18 protein-coding genes and 2 pseudogenes are annotated in these 19702 nt (G+C 71.5%); 10 read left to right on the forward strand and 10 right to left on the reverse strand.

Annotated features, from left to right (window positions below; translation table 11 throughout):
* Positions 1 to 45 precede the first annotated feature (45 nt).
* Positions 46 to 501, forward strand: coding sequence for a carboxymuconolactone decarboxylase family protein (locus ACZOOI_RS33090; RefSeq protein ID WP_465283246.1), 456 nt, complete (start codon positions 46 to 48; stop codon positions 499 to 501).
* A 217-nt stretch (positions 502 to 718) separates the two neighbouring features.
* On the forward strand, positions 719 to 1198 hold the full coding sequence (locus tag ACZOOI_RS33095) for an iron chaperone (RefSeq protein WP_465283247.1): 480 nt from the start codon (positions 719 to 721) through the stop codon (positions 1196 to 1198).
* A gap of 41 nt (positions 1199 to 1239) precedes the next feature.
* Here ACZOOI_RS33095 and ACZOOI_RS33100 read toward each other — a convergent pair whose 3' ends face one another.
* Together ACZOOI_RS33100 and ACZOOI_RS33105 are read right to left on the reverse strand one after the other, a co-directional pair.
* Positions 1240 to 1764 carry a MarR family winged helix-turn-helix transcriptional regulator gene (locus ACZOOI_RS33100; protein WP_465283248.1) on the reverse strand — a complete coding sequence of 175 codons (525 nt, stop codon included), beginning with the start codon at positions 1762 to 1764 and terminating at the stop codon, positions 1240 to 1242.
* A gap of 256 nt (positions 1765 to 2020) precedes the next feature.
* Positions 2021 to 4102 carry an MMPL family transporter gene (locus ACZOOI_RS33105; RefSeq protein WP_465283249.1) on the reverse strand — a complete coding sequence of 694 codons (2082 nt, stop codon included), beginning with the start codon at positions 4100 to 4102 and terminating at the stop codon, positions 2021 to 2023.
* 327 nt (positions 4103 to 4429) lie between these two features.
* Between ACZOOI_RS33105 and ACZOOI_RS33110 the strand changes: the two genes are divergently transcribed.
* Positions 4430 to 4957, forward strand: coding sequence for a DinB family protein (locus tag ACZOOI_RS33110; RefSeq protein WP_465283250.1), 528 nt, complete (start codon positions 4430 to 4432; stop codon positions 4955 to 4957).
* A 58-nt stretch (positions 4958 to 5015) separates the two neighbouring features.
* Here the strand turns inward: ACZOOI_RS33110 and ACZOOI_RS33115 are convergent, their stop codons facing one another.
* The 3 genes and pseudogenes from ACZOOI_RS33115 to ACZOOI_RS33125 all read right to left on the reverse strand — a co-directional run bounded on the left by ACZOOI_RS33115 (position 5016) and on the right by ACZOOI_RS33125 (position 6845).
* Positions 5016 to 5354 (reverse strand): hypothetical protein, encoded by a 339-nt coding sequence (locus ACZOOI_RS33115; protein ID WP_465283251.1) that lies wholly within the window; start codon positions 5352 to 5354, stop codon positions 5016 to 5018.
* A gap of 441 nt (positions 5355 to 5795) precedes the next feature.
* Positions 5796 to 6080: pseudogene (locus tag ACZOOI_RS33120) on the reverse strand (aldo/keto reductase); the annotation flags it as partial.
* Between the two features lie 114 nt (positions 6081 to 6194).
* On the reverse strand, positions 6195 to 6845 hold the full coding sequence (locus tag ACZOOI_RS33125; RefSeq protein WP_465283252.1) for a dihydrofolate reductase family protein: 651 nt from the start codon (positions 6843 to 6845) through the stop codon (positions 6195 to 6197).
* A 233-nt stretch (positions 6846 to 7078) separates the two neighbouring features.
* Between ACZOOI_RS33125 and ACZOOI_RS33130 the strand changes: the two genes are divergently transcribed.
* Together ACZOOI_RS33130 and ACZOOI_RS33135 are read left to right on the forward strand one after the other, a co-directional pair.
* Complete coding sequence (locus ACZOOI_RS33130; RefSeq protein WP_465283253.1) at positions 7079 to 9175, forward strand: ATP-binding protein; 2097 nt, start codon at positions 7079 to 7081, stop codon at positions 9173 to 9175.
* Positions 9176 to 9428: 253 nt separating this feature from the next.
* Positions 9429 to 9707: a helix-turn-helix domain-containing protein gene (locus ACZOOI_RS33135; RefSeq protein WP_465284201.1), complete on the forward strand. Its 279-nt coding sequence runs from the start codon at positions 9429 to 9431 to the stop codon at positions 9705 to 9707.
* Positions 9708 to 10062: 355 nt separating this feature from the next.
* On the opposite strand, the gene ACZOOI_RS33140 is transcribed toward ACZOOI_RS33135, so the two are convergent.
* Positions 10063 to 10524: a VOC family protein gene (locus ACZOOI_RS33140; RefSeq protein ID WP_465283254.1), complete on the reverse strand. Its 462-nt coding sequence runs from the start codon at positions 10522 to 10524 to the stop codon at positions 10063 to 10065.
* A 168-nt stretch (positions 10525 to 10692) separates the two neighbouring features.
* Between ACZOOI_RS33140 and ACZOOI_RS33145 the strand changes: the two genes are divergently transcribed.
* On the forward strand, positions 10693 to 11691 hold the full coding sequence (locus ACZOOI_RS33145) for a helix-turn-helix transcriptional regulator (RefSeq protein WP_465283255.1): 999 nt from the start codon (positions 10693 to 10695) through the stop codon (positions 11689 to 11691).
* Positions 11692 to 11800: 109 nt separating this feature from the next.
* On the opposite strand, the gene ACZOOI_RS33150 is transcribed toward ACZOOI_RS33145, so the two are convergent.
* A complete protein-coding gene (locus tag ACZOOI_RS33150) occupies positions 11801 to 12220 on the reverse strand; it encodes a hypothetical protein (protein WP_465283256.1) in 420 nt (139 codons plus the stop codon).
* 407 nt (positions 12221 to 12627) lie between these two features.
* Here ACZOOI_RS33150 and ACZOOI_RS33155 point away from each other — a divergent pair, with 407 nt between their 5' ends.
* Both ACZOOI_RS33155 and ACZOOI_RS33160 read left to right on the forward strand, forming a co-directional pair.
* Positions 12628 to 13065 (forward strand): helix-turn-helix transcriptional regulator, encoded by a 438-nt coding sequence (locus tag ACZOOI_RS33155; protein WP_465283257.1) that lies wholly within the window; start codon positions 12628 to 12630, stop codon positions 13063 to 13065.
* A 10-nt stretch (positions 13066 to 13075) separates the two neighbouring features.
* The gene (locus ACZOOI_RS33160) at positions 13076 to 13486 is read left to right on the forward strand and encodes a VOC family protein (protein ID WP_020551562.1); all 411 of its coding nucleotides are present in this window, start codon (positions 13076 to 13078) and stop codon (positions 13484 to 13486) included.
* Positions 13487 to 13567: 81 nt separating this feature from the next.
* Here ACZOOI_RS33160 and ACZOOI_RS33165 read toward each other — a convergent pair.
* Both ACZOOI_RS33165 and ACZOOI_RS33170 read right to left on the reverse strand, forming a co-directional pair.
* A pseudogene (locus ACZOOI_RS33165) lies at positions 13568 to 13936 on the reverse strand (ArsR/SmtB family transcription factor); the annotation flags it as partial.
* Positions 13937 to 14443: 507 nt separating this feature from the next.
* On the reverse strand, positions 14444 to 15481 hold the full coding sequence (locus ACZOOI_RS33170) for a zinc-dependent alcohol dehydrogenase family protein (protein WP_465283258.1): 1038 nt from the start codon (positions 15479 to 15481) through the stop codon (positions 14444 to 14446).
* Between the two features lie 355 nt (positions 15482 to 15836).
* On the opposite strand from ACZOOI_RS33170, the gene ACZOOI_RS33175 reads away from it, so the two are divergent.
* Positions 15837 to 17168, forward strand: a complete 1332-nt coding sequence (locus tag ACZOOI_RS33175; protein WP_465283259.1) for a phosphoribosyltransferase family protein — start codon at positions 15837 to 15839, stop codon at positions 17166 to 17168.
* A gap of 128 nt (positions 17169 to 17296) precedes the next feature.
* A complete protein-coding gene (locus tag ACZOOI_RS33180) occupies positions 17297 to 18418 on the forward strand; it encodes a sulfite oxidase (RefSeq protein ID WP_465283260.1) in 1122 nt (373 codons plus the stop codon).
* 113 nt (positions 18419 to 18531) lie between these two features.
* Here ACZOOI_RS33180 and ACZOOI_RS33185 read toward each other — a convergent pair whose 3' ends face one another.
* Positions 18532 to 19611, reverse strand: a complete 1080-nt coding sequence (locus ACZOOI_RS33185; protein WP_465283261.1) for a MerR family transcriptional regulator — start codon at positions 19609 to 19611, stop codon at positions 18532 to 18534.
* Positions 19612 to 19702: the final 91 nt, after the last annotated feature.

The following is a 19702-nucleotide window of genomic DNA, read 5'->3' on the forward strand; positions in this document are numbered from 1 at the left end:
CACACCGGGCGCCGATCCGGAAAACCGGAAAAGGAGCACACCGAGATGCGGTCTCGTATGCGGAACCCCGCCGTGGTGCTGTCCGACGCGATGCAGCCTATTCAGGAGATCTTCGCGGTCGTACACGCAGGTGGCGTGGACGGGCAGACGCTGGAGTTGGTGCACCTGCGGGTCAGTCAGATCAACGGCTGCAGCGCGTGTGTCGACGCCGGCGCCAAGACGGCCCGCAAGGCCGGCGTGAGCAGCGAGCGGCTGGCCGCGGTCGCCGCGTGGCGGGAGGCCCCGTACTTCAGCCCCGGCGAGCGCGCGGCGCTGGCGCTGGCCGAGGCCGCGACGCGGCTCGCGGACCGGCCCGACGCGGTGAGCGACGAGGTCTGGGACGTGGCCGCCACCCACTTCGACGAGAGGCAGTTGGCCGCGATCGTCCTGATGATCGGCGTCACCAACATGTTCAACCGGCTCAACGCCACGACTCGCCAGATCGCCGGCGCGTGGGGATGACGGGCACGACGCCGACACTTGTCGGGTAACGGCCCGCGAGGGTCGGCTCGGGCGAAGGCGCGCGGGTGACGGGGCGGTACGCCGGGCTCCGGCACGCGGCCCCGGCCGCCGATGGGCCGCCGCACCGACGCACGAACAGACGAATACGGCAACACACGGACGCACAGCAACACGGGCACAGATACTCGACATCCGGAACCACCGATGGGAACCCGCCATGAGCAGCACGAAGAAGTCCGCCGCGCGCACCACCGCGACCGAGAAGTCGTTCGAGGGATTCTCGGCCGAGGAACGCGCCGCGATGAAGGAACACGCCCAGGAGCTGAAGGCGTCCGCACGCGCGGGATCGAAGGCGGCCAAGGCGGCGGAGGCGGAAGCCGCCGTCGTCGCGAAGATCGCGGAGATGCAGGACTCCGACCGGGTCATGGCCGAGCGGCTGCACGCCATCGTCAAGGAGAACGCACCGAATCTGGCGCCGAAGCTGTGGTACGGCATGCCCGCGTACGCCCGGGACGGCAAGGTTGTCTGCTTCTTCCAGAGCGCGGAGAAGTTCAACGCGAGGTACGCGACCCTCGGCTTCAGCGACCAGGCGAACCTCGACGACGGCACGACGTGGGCAACGTCGTACGCCCTCAAGGAACTCACGGCCGCCGGCGAGGCGCGCATCGCCGAACTCGTGAAGAGGGCCGCCGGTTGAAACCCGTGCACGGCGCGGCACTCCCGGGGTCGGGGACGACGTCAGGGCTTGATCGCGTCGTCGTACGACTTGACGATGCGGTCCAGGAAGGCCGTCACCGTTGCCCGTTCCTGCTCGGTGAGGGCCTCGACGGCGTCGTGCACACCGCGGACGATCGGCGCGACGTGTTCGAACGCGGACGCCTCCCAGTCCTGCGCGGGTGACACGATCACCTTGCGGCGGTCGGTGGGGTGCGGTGCCCGGCTCACGTGCCCACCCGCCACGAGGCGGTCGATCACCAGCGTGGTCGCCGCGGTCGAGGCGTCCAGGCGGCGGGCCAGTTCGGTCGGGGTGGCCGGTCCGTGCTCGACGAGGTGGTCCATCACGGCCAGCCCGGCGGCGTCCACCTGCATCTCGCGGCCCAGATAGCGCTCGAACCTCTGCTGACGCAGCGTCAGGGTACGCAGCCGATCACGGATGTCGTCGTACCGGCCCGCACCCCGGCGGGCGGTTGCGGTGTCCTTGCGGGCAGAGTCCCGCCGCGGAACCTTGGCGGCCCCGCCGGCGTCGGCTCGTCTGGGGTTCATGAGGCACAGACTACTCTCGATATTACCAACATGATTGGTAACCAATAGGGTCGAAAGCACTTCGGCCCCAGGCGGTTCGCCTCCCGCGCTTCCCTTCCCGCACGCTTCCCTTCCCGCACGCTTCCCTTCCTGCACTCTTCCCTTCCTGCACGCTTCGCCTCCCGGGCGCTTCACACATCGGCCCCTGCACTTCCCGCCGACGTCGACGCGAGCCCCCACCGGCGCCCGAGGAGTTCGCGGGCGACGTTCTCGACCGTCAGCCCGCGTTGCGGGCCGGACGCTTCGCCCCGGACTCCGCGGACTCCCCGGGCTTCGCCGGCCCTCCGGCGCCGGCCCCTCCCCCGTCGCCCGCTCCCTCCGGCCGTCCCGGCCACCAGAAGTGCTTGCCGGTCAGCAGCACGAGCGCGGGTACCAGCACGGTCCGGACGATCAACGTGTCGAGCAGGACGCCCGCGCCCACGATGACCCCGATCTGCGTCAGGGTGATGAGCGGCAGCACGCCCAGGACCGCGAACACCGCGGCGAGCAGGATGCCGGCACTGGTGATGACGCCACCGGTCGACGCCAAGGCCCGCAGGATCGCCGCCCGGGTGTCGTGGCCGGCGACGGTGTCCTCGCGGGCCCGGGCGATCAGGAAGATGTTGTAGTCGACGCCGAGCGCCACCAGGAACAGGAACGACAGCAGCGGTACGTTGTCGTCCAGTGCCGGGAAGTCGTACACGGTGCCGAACACCATCTCCGCCGCGCCCAGAGCGGAGAAGTAGGTCGCCACCACCGTCAGCACGAGCAGCGCCGGTGCCACCAGCGCCCGGAGCAGCAGCACCAGCACACCGAACACGATGGCCAGCACCAGCGGCACCACGATGCGGGTGTCGCGGTCCGTGGCCCGCGCGACGTCGTACTCGCCGGCGGTCGTTCCGCCGACCAGGGCGTGGGCATCCGGGACGTCGGCGAGGGCCTGGCGCAGTCGGACGAGCGTGGCGTCGGACCGGCTGCTTCCGGGGGTCGAGTCCAGGATCACGTCGGTGACCGCGTACCGCCCGGAGGTGGCGCCGGGTTCCACCGACGAGACGCCCTCGACACCCTCGGCGGTCTTGGCGACCGCCGCCCCGGTGGGGGCCGAGGACACCACGGTGAGCGGCTGGGTGGCACCGGCCGGCCGCACCGACTGCAGCGTCTTCGCCCCCTGGACGCTCTCCGGCGTCTTGCGGAAGATCTCGTTCTGCGACAGGCCCACGGACGTGCCGAACAGTCCGCACGCCAGCGCCGCGAGGACCGCCGTCGCGCCGACGGACACGAGTACCGGACGCGCCGCGACGACCCGGCCGAGCTTGGCCCACACCCCGTCCCGGTCCGCGGCGATCGGGTCGCCGACCCGGGGAATCAGCGGCCAGAACAACCAACGCCCCGGCAGCACCAGGGCCGCGGGGAGCACGACCAGACCGAAGAACATCGCGATGACGATCCCGCAGGCGCCCGCGAATCCGAGTCCGCGATTGACCGTCAGTTCGGCGGCCAGGAGGGTGAGCAGGCTCAGCACGACGGTGCTGCCGCTCGCCAGTACGGCGGGGGCGACACCGCGCAGCGCACGGCGCATCGCGGCGAAGCGGTCCTGCTCCGACCGCAGTTCGTCGCGGTAGCGCGATACCAGCAGCAGGGCGTAGTTGGTGCCGGCGCCGAACACGAGCACCGACAGGATGCCTGCGGCCGAACTGTCCACCGCGACGTCGACCTTCGGCGCGAGCGCGCCCACGACGACGGTGGCCAGCCGGTCGCCGATCGCCACGACGATCAACGGCACCAACCACAGCACCGGACTGCGATAGGTGACCAACAGCAGCACGGCGACGACCAGTGCGGTCACCACCAGCAGGGTGACGTCCGCGCCGTCGAACACCTTGGTCAGGTCGGCGGAGACCGCGGGACCCCCGGTGACCTGCGCCCGCAACGGCCCGTGCACGCCGTCGGACGCGACCTTGCGCACCGTGGCGACGAGCTTGTCGTTGTCCTTGCCCTCCAGCTTGTCGGAGACCGGCACCGGCACGGTGGCCACGGTGCCCTTGGGGTCGAACACCGCCTCGGCCGGGACCCCGTCGAGGCCGACCGCGCCGAGCGGCGCCGCCCGTCCGCCGATCACGGCCCGATCGGCCTCGGTGAGCGGGCTGCCGTCGGCGCGGCTGTAGACGACGAGCACCGGGGTCCGGCCGCCGCCGGCCGGCCCGTCGACGATCTTCGCGACCTTGGCGGACTGCGACGACGCGGGCAGATTGGCCCGGTCCGCGCCGGGGGTGTTCGCCTCGGAGGGGCCCAACGCGAAGACGGCACCGACGAAGGCCAACGTCAGGAGCAGGACCGTGACGGCAATCGGACGCGGGCCGACTCGCGGACTCGGGACGCGCTGCGCGGGTCCGGCGCGGCCAGGGGGCTTCGGGGGCTCCATATATACCTCACGAGATTGCTAATTTAATTGGTAATTCAAAGACTGTCCCAGACCGGACGCCACAACGCAACCGGCGCCGGAACACGGGGCACGGGGGCACGGGGGCACGGAGGCGCGGGGGCGCGCAAACGCAAGCCGCCTCGTGGCGCGCCCGGAGCAGGGGCCGGACGTGAGCGCGCTCCATCGGTCTGTCGGAACGTCGGCGGCCCATGTCAGGGTTGAACCATGACCACGACACCGGATGGACGCCTGATCCCACCCGCATACGCCGATGAGCGCGCCATGCTCGATGCCTGGCTCGACTTTCACCGGGGCACCCTGGCTCTCAAGTGTTCCGGCCTTGAGGACGATCAATTACGTCTGGCCTCGACGGCATCCTCGTCGATGACACTTCTGGGCCTTGTCCAGCACATGGCGGAAGTCGAACGCAACTGGTTCCAACGCGTGTTCGCGGGCCGGGATGTGCCCCCGGTCTTCGACGACAGCGGCGCCGACGGCTTCACCCTTCGGCCCGACCGGCGACTCGACGAAGTGATGGCCGTCTGGCAGGGGGAAATCGCTCGAAGCCGTGAACTCATCACCACCGCCTCGCTGGACGACTCCGGCCGGCTGTCACAAGAGGACGCCGAATCGCTGGGCGGCACCGGGATCTCTCTGCGCTGGATCATGGTGCACATGATCGAGGAATACGCGCGACACAACGGTCATGCCGATCTGCTTCGAGAAGGCATCGACGGGGTCACGGGGACGTAGACGCGGCAGCCGCCGGTTACTTCGCCCCCTTCGACGCTTCGACCGCCGACCGCTTGGCCTACGACTGGTCGTTCGTGGTGTCGGAGGTCGCCGCACCCCGGGGCTTGTCATCTCCGGGGTCGGGATGGCCGTCGCGCCAGGCGAAAAAGGAAAGACGGCCTTCGGCGTCGGCGGCCTGGTCGTCCGGGGGTTCGTCCTCAAGACCTCGTGAGCGGTCGGGCAGCCCAACCGCGCTGTCGCCGCCTGCCCGGATCGCCATGATCCCGGCAGCGAGCAGGACCAGCAGAATCACGGCCGCGACCGCGACGCACAAAAGGACGTGTGCCCACCACTGGGCAACCGCCTCGGGAAGTGACCCGAAGTCGGCACATCCACAAGCGATCTCGGCTTCTCGCATGGATCCCCCTCAGCCGGGACCGAGCCCAGGGCCTGTCTTCAAGCCGCGCCGAGCACCACGACGCGGGCTTGAAGACAGACCCTAGGTCGCCCTCGCGCCGCCCGGCAGCGACGAATTCGAATCACTCCCCGATCGCGGCCGACCTGTGACCCGGATCCCTCGAAGCACCGAACGCTCGTTACTGGCACGGGAGTTCACGGACGGTTCGACGCCTGGAGACGTGATGGCGGAAAGTGAGCCGACTCGGCGGCGCAATCCGGGCACGACCCGCCCTCCCGGCACGCTGTCGGTCCGATCTTCGCCCCGTCCGATCCGGTTCCTTCCGGCGCCGAACGTCAACCTCCGGCCAGGCGCCACAGCGAGGTGATCTCTGCGGCGCGGGCGGCGTGGAGCGGATCGGCCCGGTCCCCGGCTCGCGGATGCCGGGGTCTGGTGTCGATCGATGTCGATGTTCTCCGCCATGCGCTCCGCGCGCACCGACTTGGGGATCGCGACCACGCAACGCTGGGTCAACCAGCGCAGCACGACCTGCGCCACGGACTTGCCGTGCTTGTCGGCGATCTCACTCAGGAGCGGGTGTGTGAGCAGGTTGTTCCGGCCCTCGGCGAACCCGCCCCCCGACTGGATCTGGACTCGGTGTGCGCGCATGAGCTCCTGGTCGGCGATGCGCTGGAAGAACGGGTGGGTCTCGATCTGGTCGACGGCCGGCGTGACGTCGTTGTCGACCCCTCGAAGTAGACCCGGTCGGAACGGCGCCGCCCGCAAACCCACAGTCGCAATCCTCGAGCGCCGGACGGGCGGGTTGCACGCCGGCCGTTGTGTGGTCTCCCTTCCCGGCCCTCAGTTCTCCCCGGCCGAGTCCGTCGCAGGCGCCGTCGCGCGCAGCCGGTCGTAGGTCAACACCACGGCCCCGGTGTCCGTGCTGGTCGCGTCGGTCAGGCTCCACGACGTCGACGGGAGGCCCTTGTCGAACAACACGGCGCCGCCGCCGGAGAGTTCCGGGCACAACATCATGCAGATCCGGTCCACCTCGTCCGCCGCCAGCAGCGCGCGGATCAGGCTCATGCTGTTCTGGATCACGATGTCCCCGCCGTCCCGACCGCGCAACTGCCGCACCACCTCCGCCGGATCACCGTCGACGATCCGGGCACCGGTCCAGTTCGCCTCGGTCAGGGTCGTGGAGAACACCACCTTCTCCACCTCGTCCAGCCAACGCCCGTACGCGCGGTCACGCGGATCGGCGTTCTCGTCCCGGCCGACCGCCGGCCAGAAGCCGGCGAACCCCTCGTAGTTCTTCCGGCCCAGCAGCGCCGTGGTGGCCCCGTTGACGATCCGGGTCAGGATCTCCCGCGCCTGGTCGCTCACCGCATGCCGACCGATCCAGCCCATGTCGGCCTCGCCACCCGGGCCGGTCACATATCCGTCCAGCGAAATGGTGAAGTTCGCCACCACGGTGCGTCCACCCGTGTGCCGCGTCGTCGTCTCGCTCATCATCGTTCTCCTCAATCCCGGCTTTCCTGCTCGGTGTGGTTCCATCGTGGACGCCGAGCCGAACCGGAACATCTGCCAGGTGGCAGATCTTCGGCACCCCGGGTGGCAGACCCACGCACCGGGGTGGCAGACCTTTCGCACCTCGGCCGACCCACCTTCCGCACGCCGGGTGGCAGACCTTCCCCACCCCGCCGCGCGGACCCTTCGCGAGCCGGGTGGCAGACTCCTCGACCATGGTGATCCACCTCCCCGCGGACTTGTCGTCGTTCGTCGGCCGGGCCGACGAACTGGAGTCGATCCTCCAGGCGCTGACCGGCAGCCGGCTGCTCACGCTGGCCGGCCCGGGCGGCTGCGGCAAGACCCGGCTGGCGATCCGAGCCGCGCGGGAGGCCGCCGGTGACGACGCCGTGTGGGTGGACCTGTCCGAGGCGTCCCACGACGACCACGTCACCCAGCGCGTCGCCGAGGCACTCGCCGTACCCGTACCGCGATCGGATCCGGCCGCCGTGGCCGCCGCACTGGCCGACGGCCCGACCCTGGTCGTGATCGACAACTGCGAACAGGTACGCGCCGGCGCCGCCGCATTCGTCGAGGTCGCCCTGCGACGATGCCCCCGCCTCACCGTCCTGGCCACCAGCCGCGAACCCCTCGGCGTCGCCGGGGAACGCGTCTGGCGACTGACCCCGATGGTCCTGACCGAGGCGATCGACCTGCTCCTGGAACGCGCCGACGCCGACCCCACCGACCCGGCCGCCCGCACCGCGGCCCGCCGCATCTGCGATCGCCTCGACCGACTGCCGCTCGCCCTGGAACTGACGGCCTCCTGGGCCGGCACCCTCTCCCTCCACGAGATCGCGGCGATGCTCGACCACGACGCCGACCACCCGCTGCTGGAGGGCGGCCGACCTTCGGCCCCCTTCCGGCAACGCACCCTGACCGATTCGATGGACTGGAGCCACCGGCTCCTCACCGGCGACGAACGTGTCCTGCTGCGCCGACTCGCCCCGTTCCGAGACTTCGGCATCGACGCCGTCCGGGCACTGTCCGACGAGGACCACACCGCCGACGCCCTGCTGCGCGCACTGCGCGGCCTGATCGACAAATCCCTGGTCGTCTGCGACGTCTCCGGCCCCCGCGCACGACACCGCATGCTCACCGTCGTCGCCGAGTACGCGCAGGCCCGACTGCGCGAAGCCGGCGAGGAGACCCGGGCCCGCCACCTGCACGCCCGAGCACACCTCGACCTGCTCCTGGCTCTCCGACCACTGGTCACCACCGACAAGGACCGGTGGCGCGAGCGCGTCCGAGAATTCCGGTCCGATCTACCGGCCGCGGCCCAGTGGTGCCTGGCCGGCGGCGACCCCGACCTCGGCCGTCGCCTGTGCGTCGAGGCGGCATGGTGGTGGCACCTCACCGGCGACCGCACCGGGCTGCACCTGCTCTGCCGCGCCGCCGACCTCGACCCGGGCAACGACGACGCACTCCAGGCCCGCGTACTGGTCTCCCTCGCCCTGGTCGGCGAGGTCGTACAACCCGACCCGCAAACGTTCGCCGCCGCCGAACGCGCCGCGGCACTCGGCCGGGAAACCGGCGACCTCGGCACCACGTTGCTCGCGCGACAACTGGTCGCCATCGGCCTGCTCCACACCGACCTCGCCGCCGCACGGGAACTCGCCCTGCGTACGCATCACGAAGCCGACGCCGGCGGCGACGACTTCAGCCGCGACGCCGCCGGCGTACTCGTCGGCCTGATCGACCAACTCGGCGAAGACCACGCCGCCGCCTTCGACCGACTCGAACGGTCCGCGACCGCACTGCTCCGGCGCGGCGACCGGGCCATCGCCACCACCGGGCTCGCCGCCCTCGCCGTCGGCCGGACCCACACCGGGGACCTGGCCGCGGCCGAGCAAACCGCCATCCGCGCCAGGGACGCCGCCGCCCCGCTGCACGACTTCGTCCGGATCGGCACCGCGGCCTGGGGTCTGGCGCGCGTCGTCGCCCTGCGCGGCCGACCGGACGAAGCCGAGGCGATCCTGGACGAGTTGCAGCGGGTGATCGACGAGGCATCGACGGCCCCCTACGTTCCCGGCTGGTCCGCGACCCGCGCCCAGGTCGCGCTGTGGCGGGGAGCGGCAACGCAGGCGCTGCACTGGTGCGAGCCGAACAACACGCGATCACCCCCGATCTCCTGCTCGCCCACGCGGCCGCGCTGCGCCTCGCCGGCGACCCGGCGGGTGCTCGGCGGCGGTTGGAGCAGGCCGAGTCCTCCCCCACCCTCGCCGCGATGCCACAACTGGGGGCCGCCGCACTGGCGGAGCGGGCACAGCTGATCCCGAGGATCCGACGGCAGCGACCGCCCTGCATCGGGACGCACTGCGCATCCGCCTCCGGTACGGTCTGGTCCTCGGCTGCATCGACAGCCTGGAGGCGCTGGCAGCCCTGGCCGGCACACCCGAGCAGACCGGACTCCTCCTGGGCGCAGCGGAGCGAGCCCGCCGCGAGACCGACTACCTCGCTGCCCGACCACCTCTGCCGGACGGGCCCGCATTCGCCACGGCACTGGACCGAGGCCGCGCCCTGACCCTGGACCAGGCGGCGGAGCGCGCACTTCGGGAACGCCGCCGCGGCACCCGGCCGGCGACGGGCTGGGCCGGCCTCACCCCGGCCGAACGCTCGGTGGCCGAACTCGCGATCCGCGGACTCAGCAACCCGCAGATCGCGGCGGAACTCTTCATCGGACGCGGCACCGTCAAGACCCACCTCGCGCACGCCTACGCCAAGCTCGGCGTGGCCAACCGCACCGAACTGGCCCGCAACTCACCCACCCACACCGGCGACGCCCCCGGGTCGAACCCCGGGTAGGAGACGCCCACCCCCGCGACCGGGCAAGGCGCAGCTCCGCCCGACGAGCGTGGCCCCGACAACGGTGGCCCGGCACCGTCGCCCGGCACCCTGCGCGGCACGAACACGTGGGGCAACCGGACGAGTTCGACATCCCCCACACATGCTGCCCGGGCCGACCCTCGACCCGGTTCCCGCAAAGCCCCCGGCCCGACGAGGCATCGCCGGGCCGGGGCCAAGGAGATCGCGTCCCGAGTCGGCGCCATCCCTGCGGCAGTCCCGGTCGGTTCCGGTTGGTTTCCGGTCAGTCCACTCGGTCCGGTCAGTCCGGTCAGTCCGGTGAGTTCGGTCAGTCCGGTGAGTCCACCCAGTCCCGTCAGTCCAGGCAGAACTCGTTGCCCTCGGGGTCGGCCATCACGATGTGGCCCGTACCCAACGGCGGAGCGGGCTCCTCGCGATGCACCCGCGTCGCCCCCAGCGCCACCAGCCGCGCGCACTCGGCCTCCAGCGCCGCCATCCGCTCCTCCCCCTGGAGTCCGGGAGCGGCCCGCACGTCCAGGTGCACGCGATTCTTGGCCACCTTGCCCTCCGGTACCTGCTGGAAGAACACCCGCGGACCGTGCCCCTCCGGATCCTCGATGGCCGAGCGCGTGTTGCGCTGTTCCTCGGGTACGCCGATCCGCGCCAGGAAGTCGTCCCACGCGGACAGCGGGTCGCCGCCCTCGGGCACGTCCACCCCGGGCGGCCCGGGGTGGACGTATCCGAGCACGTCGCGCCAGAAGGACGACAACGCCCGCGGGTCGTGGGCGTCGAAGGTGACCTGGATGTGGCGGCTCATCGGCTAGCTCCGTTCGTTCATGGCGGATGTCGCGACGGGGTTCGTGATGGGGTCGGTCGTGGGCTGCGTAACGGGTTTCGTCGACCACGAGTACTCCTCGTCCCCACGGACCACCCTGACACCACATGCGGACCGTTTCGGTCCGCAATCTCTGCCAGGGTGGGCGCCATGGAAGCGGCGAACGGCGACGAGCTACGCACGACCGAGCGAGTACTCACCCTCCTGGGCCTGCTGCAACAGCGCCGGGCCTGGACCGGCCCGGAACTCGCCGACCGCCTCGGCGTCACCGCGCGCACCGTACGCCGCGACGTCGAACGACTGCGCACTCTCGGCTACCCGGTACACGCCGACCCGGGGATCGGCGGCGGCTACCGACTGGGCCCCGGCACGGACCTGCCACCGCTGCTGCTCGACGACGAGGAGGCGATCGCCACCGTGGTCTCGCTCATCGCCGGTGCCGCCGGAGCGGTCCCCGGCGCAGGCGACGCCGCGCTGCGGGCCCTGAGCAAACTCGACCGCGTACTGCCCACCCGGCTACGACACGAGGTGCGCGCGCTCTCCGCCTCGGTGGAATCCTTCGGCGCCGGCCCCACGCCGATCGACCCCTCGACACTCATGACGCTGGCCGCAGCCTGCCGCGACGAGGTCGAGGCAGGCTTCGACTATCCGTCCGGGACCTCGGTACGCCGGCGACGGGTCGAGCCCTACCGCCTGGTCGCCTCCGATCGCCGCTGGTACCTCCTCGCCTACGACCTCGATCGCGACGACTGGCGCACCTTCCGCGTCGACCGCATGACCGACGTCGCGGCGCGCACCTGGCGTTACCGCCCGCGCAGCGCACCCGACGCGGCCGCCTACGTCCAGGAGGGCGTGGCCAATCGGGTCTATCCGCACCGGGCACGCCTGCTCGTGCACGCGTCGGCCGACACGGTCCGTACCCGGATCTCGGCCTCGGCGGCAGTCGTACGACCACGCGGAAACGAGCGCTGCGAGGTGCTCAGCGGTGCCGGCTCCCTCGACGCCATCCTCCTGCACGTCGTCATGCTCGGACACGACTTCGAGATCCTCGACCCTCCCGAACTCGCGACCCGAGCCCGCGCCCTGGCGCAAAAGCTCCTCTCGATCGGCGCCGCGCCCCCACCGGCGGAGGACGCACCGGAGTCCTGAGCCGCGACCGGCCCGGTGCGCCGCTGCGCCCTCGGCCCACCCGGGCGGCGGGCCCCGGCGGATCGCCCACGCCGCCGCGAGACCGGCCGGCGGGCAGGCGGACCGGCCGCTACGCGGTCAGTTGCTTCGGGGGCACGACCGCACCCTGGAAGGTGACGAAGACACTGACGTAGCCGTGGTGCACGTCGGGGGTGGGAAAGCTGGTGAGTTCCCAGTACGCGCCGACGACACCGGGGCCACAGGGCAGGTTGCCCGCGCCGGACGGCAGAGCGGTCGGCATGATCTGCAGGGACGTGAAGGAGATCGGCACGCTGGTCCCGGCGGGGTCGGTGCACGTGTACGTGCCGCCGATCGTCAGCGTGCCGTTCTGCACCGGAAGCCATGCCGGGTGCGCCTCGGCCCATAACACCTCCAGCGACCTGGTGCCCGCGACGGCATGCGGCGCGGCACCGGCGACCGGGGTCATCGTGCCCACGGCCGCGACGGCACAGGTGGCGGCGGCCAACAACCGGACCGCGAGCTTGGACACATCGGATACACGGGAATCGGAATCGCCGGAATCGGAAACGCGGGAAGGGCGCAGGCGGGAAAGGGACACGGTCGGACTCCTTCATGAGCGGCGGGAGTGCATGTGCGGCATGCGGAGTGCAAGTGCGGCAGCGGAGTGCGGCTATGCGGGACCGGCCCGGTCGTCGTCTGCGTCGACGCCGAGTCCGACGCCGACTCCGACACTCCCCCATTCAGCCCGAACCCCCCGCGATTTCCTACGCCGGCTTCGGCCAATTTCCCGCCGGTCGGCGGGAACCGGCTCGGAGCACCGCGCACAAGTGCGGACCATGGGTGCTCGTTGCCCCCGGCCGGGTCCGGCCGGTCGCCGCCCCGCCGCCCGTTCCCGCAGGTCGGGGCCATGTCGCCGGGCGGTGCTAGCGTCGATGCATGACCCCGGAAGAACTCGCCAATCTCGCTCACCTGCGCCGTGCGCGGGATCTGATCGACCGCGAGTACGCCCGGCCGCTCGACGTGCCGACGATGGCCCGCCGTGCGCTCATGTCCCCGGGGCACTTCTCGCGCCGCTTCCGGGCGGCCTACGGCGAGACGCCGTACAGCTACCTGATGACACGCCGCATCGAGCGGGCGATGGCCCTGCTGCGCGGGGGAATGAGCGTGACCGACGCCTGTATGGCGGTCGGCTGTACCTCGCTCGGCTCGTTCAGCTCACGGTTCACCGAGATCACCGGCGAGACGCCCAGCGCGTACCGCAGCCGCGAGCACCACGCCCAAGCGGCGATGCCCGCATGCGTGGCGAAGGTACACACCCGCCCGACGAGAAATCCGAGCAGGATTCGAGAAGCAGGCCGAGGCGACGCCGCCTAACGTGGGCGGCATGAGCATCGCACTCCAGTATTGCCACATCACCGTCAACGACCCCGACGAGGCACTCCCGTTCTACCGCGACGGCCTCGGCCTCGAAGTCCGCAACGACGTCGCCTCCGACGGATTCCGCTGGGTCACCCTCGGCAGCCCCACCCAACCGGGCCTGGAAATCGTGCTGTCGGCACCGCACGCGGGCCGGTCCCAGGCCGACGGAGACACCCTGCAGGAACTCCTCACCAAGGGCGTCCTGCCGATGACCGTCTTCAGCACCGACGACGTAGACGCGACCTTCGAACGGGTGCGGGCTTCCGGCGCCGAAGTGCTGCAGGAGCCCATCGACCAGGACTGGGGCCCCCGCGACTGCGCCTTCCGCGACCCCTCCGGCAACATGGTCCGGATCCAGCAGGGGCCCAAGGCGTAACACTCGGTCTCCCGAGCGCCCGCCGACGGCCGTCGGCTGCCGCAGCCGGCGTGCGCGAGGTGCTCGGGAGACCGTCACGCATCACACCGACCGGGACCCGCCGACCAGATCGTCCCCCAGCGGGCTGCGCCGATACAGGACCTGCCGGCCGGCGCGCGCCCGGGCGACCAGACCCGTGGCGTACAGCACGCGCAGATGCTGGGAGACCGCACTCGGGGTGACCCTGAGCCGGCGGGCCAATTCGACCGTGGGCAGCGGCTCTTCGAGAGCGGTGAGCAATCCGGCCTTGGGCGCTCCCACCAGCGATACCAGGGCTTCCGTGTCCACGACCGGCGCCCGCGCCCACAGCGTCGCCACCCCGCGACAGGGATACGTCAGCGTCGGCGGCTCCTCCGGGCTGACCGGCGGCGCGGGCTTGTGCGCGAACACCGACGGGACCAACAAGCGCCCGAGCCTCCGCCGCAGTTCCCGGCCCGGAGCCGGCATCGACGGACCGGCCCACGGACGTCGCGGCGCAGCTGCGGCCGGAGACGGGAACGACCCTCGGCTGTTCACAACGAGAGGTTGTGAACCGGTCGGCCACGGAACGGAAGTACTGCGCTACCACGGCCCGATGGCGGCGCTGCGCGCCAACCGGTACTGGCGTAGCGAACGCCGGCTGCAGACGTATGGCGGCCATCGGCGGTCACTCGAGTCGAATCCCACGCCCGTCGGCCACACACTCGCGTGATGACGCGTGGCCACGATCCGTGTTCGCGACGTTGCGCCGACTCGTCCGGGCGGAAGGCCTCCTCGGAAGTGGCGCAGAGTATGGACCTGCTCGATCGCGGTTCCCGGGTAGCGCACACTCGACACGCTCTGCACCGCTCTGTTCGGCCGGTCACCCGTGCGAGCCAGGCTACGGTCGGGCCGGAACGAACACCACGCCATCCGGCGGCGCAGCCTTCTCCGCACCGGTCAGTCCGGGATCAGGACCGCTGCGCCGTGGACGCGGTCGGCCGCCAGGTCCGCGAGGGCTTGGTCGGCATGGCTCATCGGATAGGGCGTCGTCGTCACGCGTAGGTCGATCTCGGCCGCCAGGCGAAGGAACTCGACGCCGTCGTGCCGGGTGTTGGCGGTAACGCTGCGCAACGTGCGTTCGTGGAAGAGGTGTCGCTGATAGTCGAGTGCCGGGATGTCGGTCATGTGGATGCCCGCGACGGCCAGGGTTCCGGAACGGTCGAGCGCGGCGAGCGCGACGGGCACGATGTCGCCGACCGGCGCGAACACGATGGCGGAATCCAGCGGTTCCGGCGGCGTGGCACGGGTGTCGCCGGCCGAGGCGGCGCCGAGTTCGAGGGCCAGTCGGCGGGCCTGTGCGGAACGGGTCATCACGTGGACGGAGGCGCCCCGCGCGAGCGCGACCTGCGCGGCGAGGTGAGCCGATGCGCCGAAGCCGTAGATGCCCAACCTGCCGCCGGTGGGCGGCAGATCGGCGCGGAGCAGCGCGCGGTAGCCGATGATGCCCACGCACAGCAGCGGTGCCAGGCGCTCGGCGTCGGCGTTCGCAGGCAAGGCGTACGCGTAGTCCTCGGGCACGACCGCCCGGTCGGCGAAACCTCCGTCGGCGTCCCAACCGGTGTAGCGCGATGCGGGGCACAGGTTCTCCGCTCCCGATCGGCAGTACCGACATCGCCCGCACGTGTGGCGGAGCCACGCGATGCCGACCCGATCGCCGGGGGCGAACCGCGTCGAGCGCGGCCCGACGACCTCGACCTCCCCGACCACCTCGTGGCCGGGGACCGTGTTCGCCCGGTGTGGCGCCAGGTCGCCCTCCGCGAGGTGTAGATCCGTACGACAGACGCCGCACGCCTCGACCCGCACCAGAACCTCACCCGGCCCCGGCGGATTCGGCCCGCGTTCGACCGGATCGAGGGGCCGGCTCTCCATCGGCCCCGGGCGGGCGACCACCCACGAACGGTCCGCCCGGCGGGTCGGCGCCGTGTCGGCGTTCATCCGGCGTCTCCTTCCTGCGGGACGATCGCAGTCGCGGTCGCGCCGCGTGGCGAAATGGGACGGCGGACGGCGGATGCAGACCTCGTTCGGCCCGCCGAACGCCCACCCGTCCGGTATCGCTTTCCACTGTCTCTCCGCGAGCGTCTCGATGGGCGGGGCGAGCCGCCCTTCGACCCACTCGGGGGCTCCGGTGCCGTCGCGGCGGGAACGCCGTGCCGGGCACGGGACGGCGGGCGCTTCGGCCGCGGACATCGGAGAATCGAAGGAGCGGGGGAGACGGGTTCGGCCGGCGGGCTCGACAGACGGTTCCCGCCGCCCATCCGTCCGGGACCGGTGCCCGGAAGGAGAAGAAGTCGTGCTCTTCACCGATCGTGTCGACGCGGGACGAAAGCTGGCCGAGCACCTGGCGGCCTCGAGAGACAAAGACGAGGACGAGGACCTGATCGTGCTCGGCCTGGCCCGGGGAGGGGTGCCGGTGGCCGCCGAGGTGGCCGAGGTGCTCCGCGCCCCATTGGACGTGTGCCTGGTGCGGAAACTGGGCGTCCCCTTCCAACCCGAACTGGGCATGGGCGCCGTCGCCGAAGAGGGGGTCACCGTCCTCAACGACCACGTCGTACAGGTCTCGGGTGTCTCCAAGGCCGAATTGGCGGAGATCGAACGGCGGGAACGGGAGCTGTTGGAACAGCGCGCCCGGCGCTACCGGGGCGAACGGCCGCCCCTGGAACTCGGCGGCCGAACCGTCGTGGTCGTCGACGACGGCATCGCGACCGGATCCACCGCCCGCGCGGCCTGCCGCACCGTCCGGGATCGAGGTGCGGCGCACGTGGTGCTCGCCGTACCGGTGGCACCGGCCGGCTGGGGACAGGGACCCGAGCGGGACGCCGACGAGGTGGTCTGCCTGCACAACCCGGTCGGTTTCCTGGCGGTCGGACAGTTCTACGCGGACTTCTCCCAGACCACCGACGAGGAGGTGGTCGAATGCCTAGACCGGGCCGTAGCCCGCCGTGCGCAATCGCCGCCCGAGGCGAACGCAGACGCGGAGGGGGCCGCGAACCACGACATCGAGCTACCGCTACAGGTCGGACCCATGCGGCTTCCGGGACACCTGATGCTGCCCGCGGGAGCCGAACGCATCGTCGTCTTCGCGCACGGCAGCGGCAGCAGTCGACACAGCCCGCGCAACCGCTACGTGGCGACCGCACTGAACCGGGCCGGCCTGGGCACGCTGCTGTTCGATCTCCTCACCGAGCACGAGGAACACGCCCGCTCGAACGTCTTCGACATCGAACTGCTGGCCCGGCGCCTGATCGACGTCACCCGCGACCTCCGGGAGCGGCCCGAGACCCGAGGGCGGGCGGTGGACTACTTCGGGGCGAGCACCGGCGCCGCCGCCGCACTGTGGGCGGCGGCCGAACTCGGCACCGACGTGGGAGCGGTCGTCTCCCGAGGCGGCCGGCCCGACCTGGCCCAGGCACATCTGCCCACCGTCACGGCCCGGACCCTGCTCATCGTCGGCGGCAACGATCACGCCGTACTGGAGCTCAACAGCCGCGCACGCACCTTCCTGCGCTGCGAGAACCGCCTCGAGGTCGTCCCCGGGGCCGGCCATCTGTTCGAGGAACCGGGCACCCTCGACGCGGTGGCCGACCTGGCCCGGGACTGGTTCCTCGGCCGACCGGCCGCCTGACCCGCACGCCCGTTCACGCGCCTGGTCACCCGGCCCGCCCGATGCCCATCGGCGCGCACCCCGCGCCGCGTCGGCCGACCGGTCCCGCAGCGGATGCCCGGACCCGGGCCGGAGCGCACGATGATTCCATGAACCAGAGCATCGGCGACATCAGCCTCCCGGGACGACTCGCCGGGCCGGACGAGGGGATCAGCCCGGAGGAATTGGCGCTCGCGGCGCGCAACCACGGCATGCCGTTGGAGGCCCTGCGCCACGACGTGACCCCACCCGGATTGCACTACCTGCTCACCCACTACGACATCCCCGACACCCGGGTCGACGACTGGCGGCTCGTGGTGGGCGGGCGGGTACGGACCCCACTGACCCTGGATGTGCGGACGCTGCGATCCCTCCCGGCCGTCACCCATCGCGTGACGATGGAGTGCGCAGGCAACGGCCGGGCGCGCCTGACGCCCCGACCGGTCAGTCAACCGTGGCTGGTCGAGGCGGTCGGCACCGCCGAGTGGACCGGTGTGCCGCTGCGCCTGCTGCTCGCGGAGGCCGGGGTGGAGCCGGATGCCGTCGAGGCGGTCTTCGCCGGGGCCGACCACGGCGTGGAGCGCGGCGTCGAGCAGGACTACCGGCGCAGTCTGCCGACGGCGGTCTGCACCGGGAGCGATCCGGAGCCGGAGGTGCTGGTGGCGTACGACATGAACGGGCTGCCGCTGCCGCCGCAACACGGCTGCCCGCTGCGCCTGGTGGTGCCGGGTTGGTACGGGATGGCGCACGTCAAATGGCTGCGCGAGATCACGCTGGTCGCCGAGCCGTTCGCGGGCTTCCAACAGGCGGTGGCCTACCGGTACCGGCAGGGGCCGGACGAACCCGGTGAGCCGGTGACGCGGATCGCGCCCAGGGCATTGATGATCCCGCCCGGGTTTCCGGACTTCATGTCGAGGACCCGGGTGGTGCGGCCCGGCCCGGTGCTGTTGCGGGGAAGGGCGTGGTCCGGGTTCGGGGCGGTGGCCCGGGTCGAAGTCGGCACGGATGACGGGCACACGTGGAGTGTGGCGGACCTCGCCCCGGAGGACGACCATCGGTGGGCCTGGCGGGGATGGACCGCGAGTTGGCGGGCCACGGTCGGCACCCATGTACTGAGTGTGCGAGCGACCGATGCGGCGGGTAACACGCAGTCGCTCACCCAGTCCTGGAACCGCGGCGGCTTCGGCAATAACGCGGCACAACGGGTTGCCGTTTCGTGCATCGCACCATGACCGGGCCGCTCACGACCCCGACGGAGAGACGGTGACCGTTGCGGTGGGAATCACGCATCCGGGCGATCCGCCTCCCCGAGCCACGCCCACGCCGCCGGTCGATCACCTCGCTGCTACGGCCGGAGTTCCAGTACGTCGGCGATCACGCAGCTGACGTTGTCGGGGCTGCCGGAGTGGTTGGCCAGGGCGACGAGTTCGCGTACGGCGTGTTCCGGGTCGGCGACGGTGGAGACGACGTGGTGCATGTCCTGGGGCCGGACGACCGAGGACAGCCCGTCCGAGCACAGCAGGTAGCGGTCTCCGTCGCGGGCATCGTGCCGGTGTATGTCGGCGGCGACCCGGGAGTTTCCGGTCAGGGCGCGCATCAGCAGTGAGCGCTGGGGGTGGGAGGCGGCTTCGTCGGCACTGATGCGGCCCTCGTCGACCATCGCCTGCACCAGTGTGTGGTCGTGGGTGATCTGGAAAAGTTCCCCGTCGCGCAGGAGGTAGGCGCGCGAGTCGCCGATGTGGACCAGGGCCGGCTGGGCTCCGGTCCACAACATCGCGGTCAGGGTCGTACCCGCCGCAGAGGTGGCGGGGTCGTCCGCGGCGACGGCGTGCACGGCCTGGCGGGCCTGCTCGATGGCGTCGCCCAGGACGTTGAGGAGTTCACCCGCCGGGATGTGCTCGGTGTCCAGTCGCTTGAGAACGTCGACGGCCGCTGCGCCTGCGGGAGCGCCGGCCGGGCCGAAGCCGTCGGCCACGGCGAGAAGTCGGGGTCCGGCGTACGCGGTGTCCTGGTTGCAGGTGCGGACCAGGCCGGTGTCGGAGAGTGCGGCGTAGCGGATGTGCAGGGATCGGGTGGTCGGTGCCATCGCTGTGTCCTTCCGGGACAGGTGATCGAGAAGGAAGGTGGCGAGGTCACGGCGTGCGGCCGTGTCGGCTTCGACCTGTGCCCAGAAGGTGCGGATCTCCCGGGCCGCCGCGGCTGCGTCCAGTTCGCACACCCGGTGGATGCGCGTCAGCGGCATGCCGAGCCGGCGAAGCCACGCCACCAGACGGGCCCGCTCCAGTTGCTCGGGGGCGTAGAACCGGTAGCCGGTGGTCGGATCGACCCGGGCGGGGGGCAGCAGTCCGAGCTTGTCGTACAGACGCAGCGCCTTCGGCGAGAGCCGGGACAGCTTCGCGAACGCCCCGATGGTCAGCAGCGCCATGGCCATTCCTCCTCGTGCCGGGCACGTCGTCCGGCTCCATCGATGCTGGGGCCTGCCCCCGGGTGAAGGTCAATCGGTGGTCCCGTTCGGT

The sequence above is a fragment of the Embleya sp. L77 genome, assembly GCF_055557415.1.

What these genes read in the sequence shown, in the direction of transcription:
- ACZOOI_RS33090 (WP_465283246.1), top strand. Translation starts at nt 46, where the DNA reads ATGCGGTCTCGTATGCGGAACCCCGCCGTGGTGCTGTCCGACGCGATG.
- ACZOOI_RS33095 (WP_465283247.1), top strand. Translation starts at nt 719, where the DNA reads ATGAGCAGCACGAAGAAGTCCGCCGCGCGCACCACCGCGACCGAGAAG.
- ACZOOI_RS33100 (WP_465283248.1), bottom strand. Translation starts at nt 1,764, where the DNA reads ATGAACCCCAGACGAGCCGACGCCGGCGGGGCCGCCAAGGTTCCGCGG.
- ACZOOI_RS33110 (WP_465283250.1), top strand. Translation starts at nt 4,430, where the DNA reads ATGACCACGACACCGGATGGACGCCTGATCCCACCCGCATACGCCGAT.
- ACZOOI_RS33115 (WP_465283251.1), bottom strand. Translation starts at nt 5,354, where the DNA reads ATGCGAGAAGCCGAGATCGCTTGTGGATGTGCCGACTTCGGGTCACTT.
- ACZOOI_RS33125 (WP_465283252.1), bottom strand. Translation starts at nt 6,845, where the DNA reads ATGAGCGAGACGACGACGCGGCACACGGGTGGACGCACCGTGGTGGCG.
- ACZOOI_RS33130 (WP_465283253.1), top strand. Translation starts at nt 7,079, where the DNA reads ATGGTGATCCACCTCCCCGCGGACTTGTCGTCGTTCGTCGGCCGGGCC.
- ACZOOI_RS33140 (WP_465283254.1), bottom strand. Translation starts at nt 10,524, where the DNA reads ATGAGCCGCCACATCCAGGTCACCTTCGACGCCCACGACCCGCGGGCG.
- ACZOOI_RS33145 (WP_465283255.1), top strand. Translation starts at nt 10,693, where the DNA reads ATGGAAGCGGCGAACGGCGACGAGCTACGCACGACCGAGCGAGTACTC.
- ACZOOI_RS33155 (WP_465283257.1), top strand. Translation starts at nt 12,628, where the DNA reads ATGACCCCGGAAGAACTCGCCAATCTCGCTCACCTGCGCCGTGCGCGG.
- ACZOOI_RS33160 (WP_020551562.1), top strand. Translation starts at nt 13,076, where the DNA reads ATGAGCATCGCACTCCAGTATTGCCACATCACCGTCAACGACCCCGAC.
- ACZOOI_RS33170 (WP_465283258.1), bottom strand. Translation starts at nt 15,481, where the DNA reads ATGAACGCCGACACGGCGCCGACCCGCCGGGCGGACCGTTCGTGGGTG.
- ACZOOI_RS33180 (WP_465283260.1), top strand. Translation starts at nt 17,297, where the DNA reads ATGAACCAGAGCATCGGCGACATCAGCCTCCCGGGACGACTCGCCGGG.
- ACZOOI_RS33185 (WP_465283261.1), bottom strand. Translation starts at nt 19,611, where the DNA reads ATGGCGCTGCTGACCATCGGGGCGTTCGCGAAGCTGTCCCGGCTCTCG.